This window comes from Holospora elegans E1, from assembly GCF_000648275.1.
GTDB classification, from domain to species: Bacteria; Pseudomonadota; Alphaproteobacteria; order Holosporales; family Holosporaceae; genus Holospora; species Holospora undulata_A.
Window position 1 is genome coordinate 1 of record NZ_BAUP01000125.1, and the last position, 7,700, is coordinate 7,700.

Genomic DNA, 7,700 nt, shown 5'->3' on the forward strand with positions numbered 1-7,700 from the left:
AAACAACTTATTGAGCTTTAAATCTGGACATTTTTATAAGTCTAAAGACTTTCTTTATCTAAATTTATAAAAAATCATAAAAAAGGATCCGTTATAAAAATTTTCCGCCTAAAAATCTATCATGCAACAGCACCATTATATAACTTTTGTGGACTGCTAAAAAATTTAAATACTATCTGTATAGCAAATTACTTATAAAACAATCACAAAGATTGGGTAAGAAGTTATCGATAGCAGTTAAGGTGTTTTTTTCTTTCCTGATTTTCTCTCTACTGGATTTAAGTCAGAAGCAATAATAAGAATAAAACGGTAGAGAATTTTGAAGCATCTGTCAAGCCCTAGTAAAAAGAACGTTATCATCAATTTTTTTTCGTAGCCTCCGTACACTGCGCCCGTATTTCCAGAAATCAAGTGCTTAGCAAAACAGCAATTGTATTTCTGGACATTATGTTAAGTTCTGGCAGATTTTCCTTTAAGGTTCCCCTGAAATCCTTTTCAGAACATAAATTGGACCATTATTATGACTTTTTTAGGCGTATTGCGTACATTACGCCGTTCAATATTTTTCATCTATACACAGGAAACGTCTACTCCAACCCCTATACTACCCTTAGTATAGAATTTTTTTAGCTCTTACGGTTTAAAATTTCTTACAAAAATAAAGAAAACACAACTTACCATAAATGTTAAAGAGAAGGCGTAAGCTTTAAAAGTTTTTTTATTTCTTGAGGCGTCAATGCTTTTTTTGTAACCACACGATATAACTTTTTTCCCTTTGCAGCCTTGCATTGTACAACAAAATCATATCCTTCTGCTTTTGCTTTAAGTTTTATTAAAAATTCCTTGGCCTGAGCTAAATCTGAAAATACCGGACCTATTTGTGCGCGTTCGCAAGAAGAAAGGCTTGGTTTTTTGGCCTCTTCTAGATGCACAGGTGCTGCTTCTTTTTTCTCAAGGCTGCTAGAAGGTGGCTGTTTATTCAACAAGTTAGGAGAAACTTCTTTGACCAAAGCGCTGCCATCAGAAGAAGCTTTCTTTTTTTCATCTCTCTTACAAGACTCTTCAAGTGAATTCTTGTCTTTAGGATAAGAATTTGAGCTTGATTCTGTACTTAAGTTTTGAGAATTAGAATCCGGATCTGACTTTTTTTCACCAGGAGTTTTTGAAAAGTCTTGATAAGGTAAAATTTTTTCTACTATTGGTGCTTCCTCTTGATCTAAATCATAAATTTTTTGAACATTTTTTTCCTCTTGAGGCGCAACATAAGTTCTAACAGGAAAATCGTACCCTTGAACGACAGGAACTGACGTTTTTTGCGAAACTGAAAAAAAATAATACCCTAATACACTCAATCCGCCCCCCATAAATCCACACACTACCAGTAAAAGATACCGTTTCCAGAGCACTGGCTTGGACTGAGAATAATTTTTTTCTTTATAACGTAAAGAACGGCTCACGATTACGATCAAACTAATTAATTTATTCTTTATATTATCACAAATAAATAAAGTGTCAAATTAAGTTAAAAATAACCATAATTTTTTAAATCAGTAATATGTTTTTTTTCTATCTAAAAATTATATCTTAAACTTCTTTAGATTTATTTTAAAATTTCTTGAATTTTTGAAACCAGCTCTGAAAGAGAAAAAGGTTTTTGTAAAAAATATCGATTAGAATAATTCCCAGAAAGCTCTATGGATTCTTTCGGATACCCAGAAACAAACAAAGCTTTTATGTGAGGAGCATGCTTCTGTACCTCTGAAATTAACGAAGGTCCGTCAATTCCCGGCATCATAACGTCTGTAATAATTAACGTAATGTCTTCGTGATTCTTGATGGTTTGTAAAGCTTGAATACCGTCTCTAGCTTCAACAATCTCATATCCTTTTTCTCGTAACACTCTAGAAGAAAAAAGACGAATAGGATCTTCGTCTTCTACTAAAAGAATTTTTCCCTCTGCTTTATTTGGTTCTGTTAAAGATTTTTGAACTTTTTGTTTTTTGAAGTATTTCCCCCTTTGTGGAGAGGTAAATAGATAGAAAAAATACTTCCACGATTTTTTTCCGTCTGAACATGAATTCCTCCTTTAAGCTCTTTGACAGTTTTTGCAATATTTGAAAGCCCAAGTCCAGTTCCGTGCTCTTTGGAAGAAACAAAAGGATTAAAAATATAAGGTAAAATATCTAAAGGAATTCCTGCGCCGGTATCTTTTACTTCAAGACACACGTATTGCCCAATATCTAACGTTCCTTGCGTAAGCGTTTTAGGAGTTTCTACAGAAAAAGTACTTAAAGTGAAATCTAAAGACCCCCCGTTAAGCATAGCATCCCTGGCATTAATAGCAAGATTTAAAATCATTTGCTCAATGATATCTAAGTTTCCATAGATGGTGCTTGATGGCGCATCGTGACGAAAGCTAAGAAAAATTTTTGGCCCAATGATTCGCTGAATTAAAGGCATTAAATTTTGAATACATCCTTGCAAAGAAAAAACTCTTTCTGTACTGGGAGTGGATTTTGAAAAATCCAGTAAATGTTGAATTAAACGTGCAGCACGTACCGCACTATGTTTTATTTGCTGAACATCTTGAAAAGAAGGATCTCCGGGACTGTGTCGTTGTAATAGCAAGTCACAAAACCCAATCATTCCGGTAAGTAAGTTATTAAAATCATGAACGATACCACTGGCAACTTGCCCTAACAGCTCCATACGCTGGGACAATGGTTCTTGAGGGGGCAAAGTATAAGGAGCAGACATCAGCAATAATATAAAGAGTACTTGGTCATCATAGGATGAAAAAGGTTGCAAAAAAGCAAACATTTCTTCTAACTTTTCTTTTGAAGTCTGATTTTCTAGTTGCACCATAAATATCGAAGACGGCTGAGCCCTTTTTCGAGCGTGCTGCAATTCAGTAAAAAGCTTGGACTTAGATGCTTTTGTTAAACACGGAATTAAAATTCCTGGCATATAGTTGTCATTGGATTTAAAAAATTTCCCTTGAAATTCTTCGTTAGCACTGCGAATAACTCCATGTGCATCAATTAGCACTGCAGAACAAGGAATAGCGTTTAAAAACAAACGATCGTTTTCGTATGCATGCATATACTCGCAAGGAAAAAATAAAACACACTGTATGTTGGCTTTTTTAGTAAATAATCCATGTGAATACGCGCAACACGATCTTCTTTACCCCCGCTGCTAAGAACAACAATATGACGACTTTTGATGGCTTCCCACCTTGGGGAAGAAGTTTGAAAAAGTACAGAAAAAGGTTGGTTGTAAAGCGAAGAGCTATGAAGCGCAAGCCATTGCAACAAATTTTTGCTAAACCATTGAATTTTTCCTTCTGCGTCGACAACACAAACATGAAGGGGATGGTTCCATACGAAGCTTTTTATCCATTTCTTTTCAGCACAAGAATACCAAGGGATCCAAATTAAAAAATTTCTTTTGAAGAGATTTAGACTCAGTAACAAAATTTTGCTTCCATTATCTAAAATTAAAAATTGGACCGGACTAAACCTAAAAGAAAGAACGTTAGGATGCGCACATCGTCCCTGAAGCATTTTATGAAGCGTTTCTTTTTTATGTTGAAAAATTTTAGGCTTTATCCCCAAAACATATCCATCTTTTTTTACATACAGCCAACGAATTCCTAAACAATGAAAGCAAATAGTTAGAAAAATCAAACAACTTAAGATTCGAATTCCTATCCACCCTGGATATCCCAAAAAAATTCCCGCATGAATAACACCACACAAACTTAAGAACGTGTTTATTTCGGATCTTTTTCCCACGATTTTATGAAACCTTTTGTTAAAAATAAAGGAATCTTGCTAAAAGATGTAATCGTTGTCCTAAATCTGTTCCCTGGTTAAGTTCCGTTTGAGGAGTTTCAAGATCCCCAGATCGAAAATTAAGAAATAGCGGAGAACTTTCAAGATGACCAAAAATATAGTACCAATTGGAAAATTCTCCTACGGACATTAACCCTCGCATCTTTAGCTGATTATGAACAGCTTTCCTTGCTTTTTCTATCTTTTTTCGCTCAATTTTTCCAAGTTGTTGTCCTGATCCCCCCAATCTGGCTGTGATTAAGTAAATAACGCTGTTAACTCTGGCAGAGTTTTGTTTGCTTCCAAAAAAATACTGAACAATAGGAATATCTCCTAAAATCGGAGTGCGGTTTGAACTTTGAGCACCTTGCTTAGTATAAATACCTCCCAACGCTACAGTTTGTCCAATAACTGCCTTTACTGTTGTGCGCACTCTAGAACGAGTGATACTTAATAACTGGGAAGCCAGACCAGCCTTAAGATTAGGATTGTCCGTAAAGAAGCTCCCAGAAAATTGTATACTCATCGTCAAGACACCTTCTGGAGATAGGCTAAGAGGCGTTATCTCTAATGAAATTCCTGCCTCAATGTTTCCTGCAGCAGATCCTGTAGAACCAGAAACGCCTCCCGTATAATTTTCTCCTGAAAACAATGTAGCTTTTTTAGTAAGAACCGTATGAATAGATGGGCGTGCCAAAATACTTGTCATTTCTTTTTGAGCGTTGGCTAAATTCAAGCTATACCTCAACGAAGGCATAGATACTGATACAGCAAAATCTTTCTTCCAGTCTCCATTCACTGCTTCTGGAGCGCTATGACTAGAATTGGTACCTCTTCCCAATGTGCGGGTCACCGATGCCAAAGTAGTAGTCCCTAATACGACCTGTAAAACATTCATAATATTTTGCCCACTTAAAGCGCGCTCTACTTCTTGGTACTGCATAGAATAGCAATCAAAAAAAATACTGGTGACATCTTCTACTTGATTTTCGGGGGACACATCTGAAGCCCCAGGCTCTGTAGCGGCACTAGGAGAAGAATGAAGAAAAGAATCGTCAATTTTGGTTAATTTAGGAACCTGACGATAGGCGTTTTCCCAATCACAAATGCGCTGATCTAGCATATCTGCAGATTCTGCGGCAACGTTCTTTTGTACTCTGTACTGCTGAGCGTAACGCTTTGCTTCATCAAATTTTCGATAAGCTGCGCAAATCATAGCCATTCCTCGAAGGAATTTTTTATCAAAAGGACGTAACGCAAGCGCTCTTTTTAACATAGCATGTGCCACAGCCAAATCTTTTACATGATAAGAAGCATAAGCCAAAGCATACATTATGTCTGGATTTTTTGGATTTAAAATCAACGCATTGGCCAAGTGCGTTTGAGCTTCTAGATATTGACGATCTACCAATTCACTTACCCCCAGCAGATAGGCGTGAAGATAGTGAGAAGGGTCTAAATTGTAAGCGGCCTGGTATGCTGCTTTGGAAAGACCTTGTTGGTCTAAATCTTGAGGAATACTTTCGTAAATTAACCCATTGATTAAATGATAGACAGGTTTTTCAGGAGAAATCTGTAACGCTATGTTCATTTCTTTAGAAGCTTTTTGAAGATCGTCTTGCTCTATAGCATCCCATACCTTTCCTAGCTCAGCGTGATATTGGAGCAACTCTGCTAAATTCTTCCTAACAATGGACTCCCCATACTCAGAAAAGTCGCAACTCGTTACAGAAACAATTGTCCAAAAGCAACAAAAAAATCTAAGAAACCGGCTCATAAGAAAACTCCAAAACTTACAAAAATTGAACAAAAATACACAGATAATCTCCTAAAAATACAAAAACCGAGCAAGAGTAGATAATTTTTCTTCTAGACTCATAATAGAAAAGCCATTTATAGGCTCGGCTAAATCTCCAGAACGAAAATCTGCAAATATAGGAGACCTCTCTAAAAATTGTAAAATATAAAACATAGTTGTGTGCTCTCCCAAGGACCAAAATCCTGTACGTTTTAATAACGTTTGAGCTTGCGACGGGATTAAAAGCGAACTAATTTTCTTTTTCTTTTCTATGCTACGTCGCACAGTTATTAAGTATAGAATATTTCTTCTGACTTGATTGTTTGTTCTTTGTTTAAAAAAGTACTGTATAACGGGAATAGAGCCAAGACCAGGCATCTCTGTTTCATTCGAAGAGGTTACGATTTCATTAGACCCTGCTATCACAATGGTTTGCCCTATTAAAGCTTTGGCAGTAGAAGTTGTGCTGCCGATAGTGCGTTCTACTAACTGATCAGAAATACTTAAATTTGCATCAGGTGCTGCAGAAAACGTGGATGCTCCCAATGATACATCCATAATTACCTCATCAGATTCTGTGATTTGCCGCGGGGTAATAGAAATATTTGTTCCAGTAGGAACGTTAATAATTGCTCCGCCGTTAGACCCTTCAGTAGCAGCAGAAAAAACCAGACCATCTTCAAACGTTGCAGTTTTTCCTACAATGGTGGTCAAAGTGGGGCGCGCCACCAAATCTACACATCTTTGCTGCGCGTTTGCAATATTTAAACTGTAAGTCGCGCCAAGTGAATTAACCTCAAAAGCAAAACTTTTCCCCCAACTTCCTGTAACAGGATTTACTTTTCCTGTAGAGGTTGTCCTTTTTAGACTGCGAGTCACCCCCGCTAAAGCAAAAGAACCGCTTCCAACGCTTACTGCTAATTGCTCTAAAAAATTATTTCCTTGCAATGTATATGTTTCGTCTTGCATGAACACAATGTAGCAATCAATAAACAAACTTTCCGGTTCATTACTCTCCGCAATAGGTTTTTCTTTGGGAACAGAAGTGCATTGAGAAGATTTTTCTTGAGCCAACGCAGCAATACTCAGCCACTGATCAACTCGCTCTTTGACTTTTTGATAAAGGTGAGAATTTATTCTTACGCACCGACCATAACAAGAAAGTGCCTTTAAAGCATCGGATTTTTGACCACAAGCAGCAAAAATGATAGCTGCTGCGCGTTGAATTTCTGGCATATTCGGCTTCAACTTTAAAGCACTTCTAATAGAAGAAAGTGCAACAGGAAGATCTCGTAAATAATAAGAACTGTACGCAAGCCCATACAACGTATCAACAGACTTTGGATTTAACATATGAGAATATGTTAAAAACTGTTGAGCTTCTGCGTACTCTCCTAATCGAAGTTTATGAGATCCATACAAATAACACCCAAGGGCGTTGCTAGGATCTAACCCATAGGCTGCTTTATAAGCAATACCAGCAAGAGCGTCTTTTCCTTTATCTCCCATACGCTCCATTTCTTCATACAAAAACCCATTTAAAAAATGAAGAGCCGCGTTTTTTGGGGCAACCTGAAGTGCACTGTTAACGTAGCGTGAAACACTATTCACCCCCTCTTCTTTTAAAATTCTCATAAACTGAGGAACAGAAAAAAAATTAGGGAGCATAGGCGCTAACTTTTTTACAATAACTTCGTTAATTTCTTCTACCGGGGAACTGCAGCCCCCAATCCATATTTCCAAAAAAAGAGCCGCAACAAACGGATATAATCGCTTCAATTGTTAAAAAAGAATTCGCAAAGGTACGGAATGATAAATGAAAAATAGAGTTTTGTACATAGAAATCTTTAACAAATTGTATAACTTACCGCAATGTGGTGATATTTAAAAAAATACGACATTTTTACAACAATTTTTTTTACTAAAAAGGAATTATTACGCGTTAAAAGTTGTCATTGGCGCGGTCGACAAGATTCATGGCGATGGTGTTTCAGGTTTGGTCGAAAAAATACAGCATACTATACTCTTGCAAAACTCTTTGGCAGAGACGAAAAATTGATTATTGC

Annotated in this window: 6 protein-coding genes; all 6 read right to left on the reverse strand. The window is 36.7% G+C overall.

Features of this window, described 5'->3' with window-relative positions; genetic code table 11:
* Positions 1–686: 686 nt before the first annotated feature.
* The gene (locus HE1_RS05230) at positions 687–1,457 is read right to left on the reverse strand and encodes an SPOR domain-containing protein (protein WP_035545468.1); all 771 of its coding nucleotides are present in this window, start codon (positions 1,455–1,457) and stop codon (positions 687–689) included.
* A gap of 143 nt (positions 1,458–1,600) precedes the next feature.
* Positions 1,601–1,948, reverse strand: a complete 348-nt coding sequence (locus HE1_RS06620) for a response regulator (protein ID WP_084491133.1) — start codon at positions 1,946–1,948, stop codon at positions 1,601–1,603.
* A gap of 26 nt (positions 1,949–1,974) precedes the next feature.
* Positions 1,975–3,102, reverse strand: coding sequence for a two-component system sensor histidine kinase NtrB (locus tag HE1_RS05235; RefSeq protein ID WP_084491136.1), 1,128 nt, complete (start codon positions 3,100–3,102; stop codon positions 1,975–1,977).
* Entirely contained in the window at positions 3,069–3,797 is a 729-nt protein-coding gene (locus tag HE1_RS05240) for a hypothetical protein (protein ID WP_035545470.1), read from the reverse strand. Before HE1_RS05240 ends, HE1_RS05235 begins: the two co-directional genes overlap by 34 nt.
* Before the next feature lie 19 nt (positions 3,798–3,816).
* Positions 3,817–5,613: a secretin GspD/PilQ domain-containing protein gene (locus tag HE1_RS05245; RefSeq protein ID WP_084491139.1), complete on the reverse strand. Its 1,797-nt coding sequence runs from the start codon at positions 5,611–5,613 to the stop codon at positions 3,817–3,819.
* Between the two features lie 51 nt (positions 5,614–5,664).
* Positions 5,665–7,377 carry a secretin GspD/PilQ domain-containing protein gene (locus HE1_RS05250; protein WP_162480407.1) on the reverse strand — a complete coding sequence of 571 codons (1,713 nt, stop codon included), beginning with the start codon at positions 7,375–7,377 and terminating at the stop codon, positions 5,665–5,667.
* Between the last annotated feature and the right edge of the window lie 323 nt (positions 7,378–7,700).

What these genes read in the sequence shown, in the direction of transcription:
- HE1_RS05235 (WP_084491136.1), bottom strand. Translation starts at nt 3,102, where the DNA reads ATGCATGCATACGAAAACGATCGTTTGTTTTTAAACGCTATTCCTTGT.
- HE1_RS05245 (WP_084491139.1), bottom strand. Translation starts at nt 5,613, where the DNA reads ATGAGCCGGTTTCTTAGATTTTTTTGTTGCTTTTGGACAATTGTTTCT.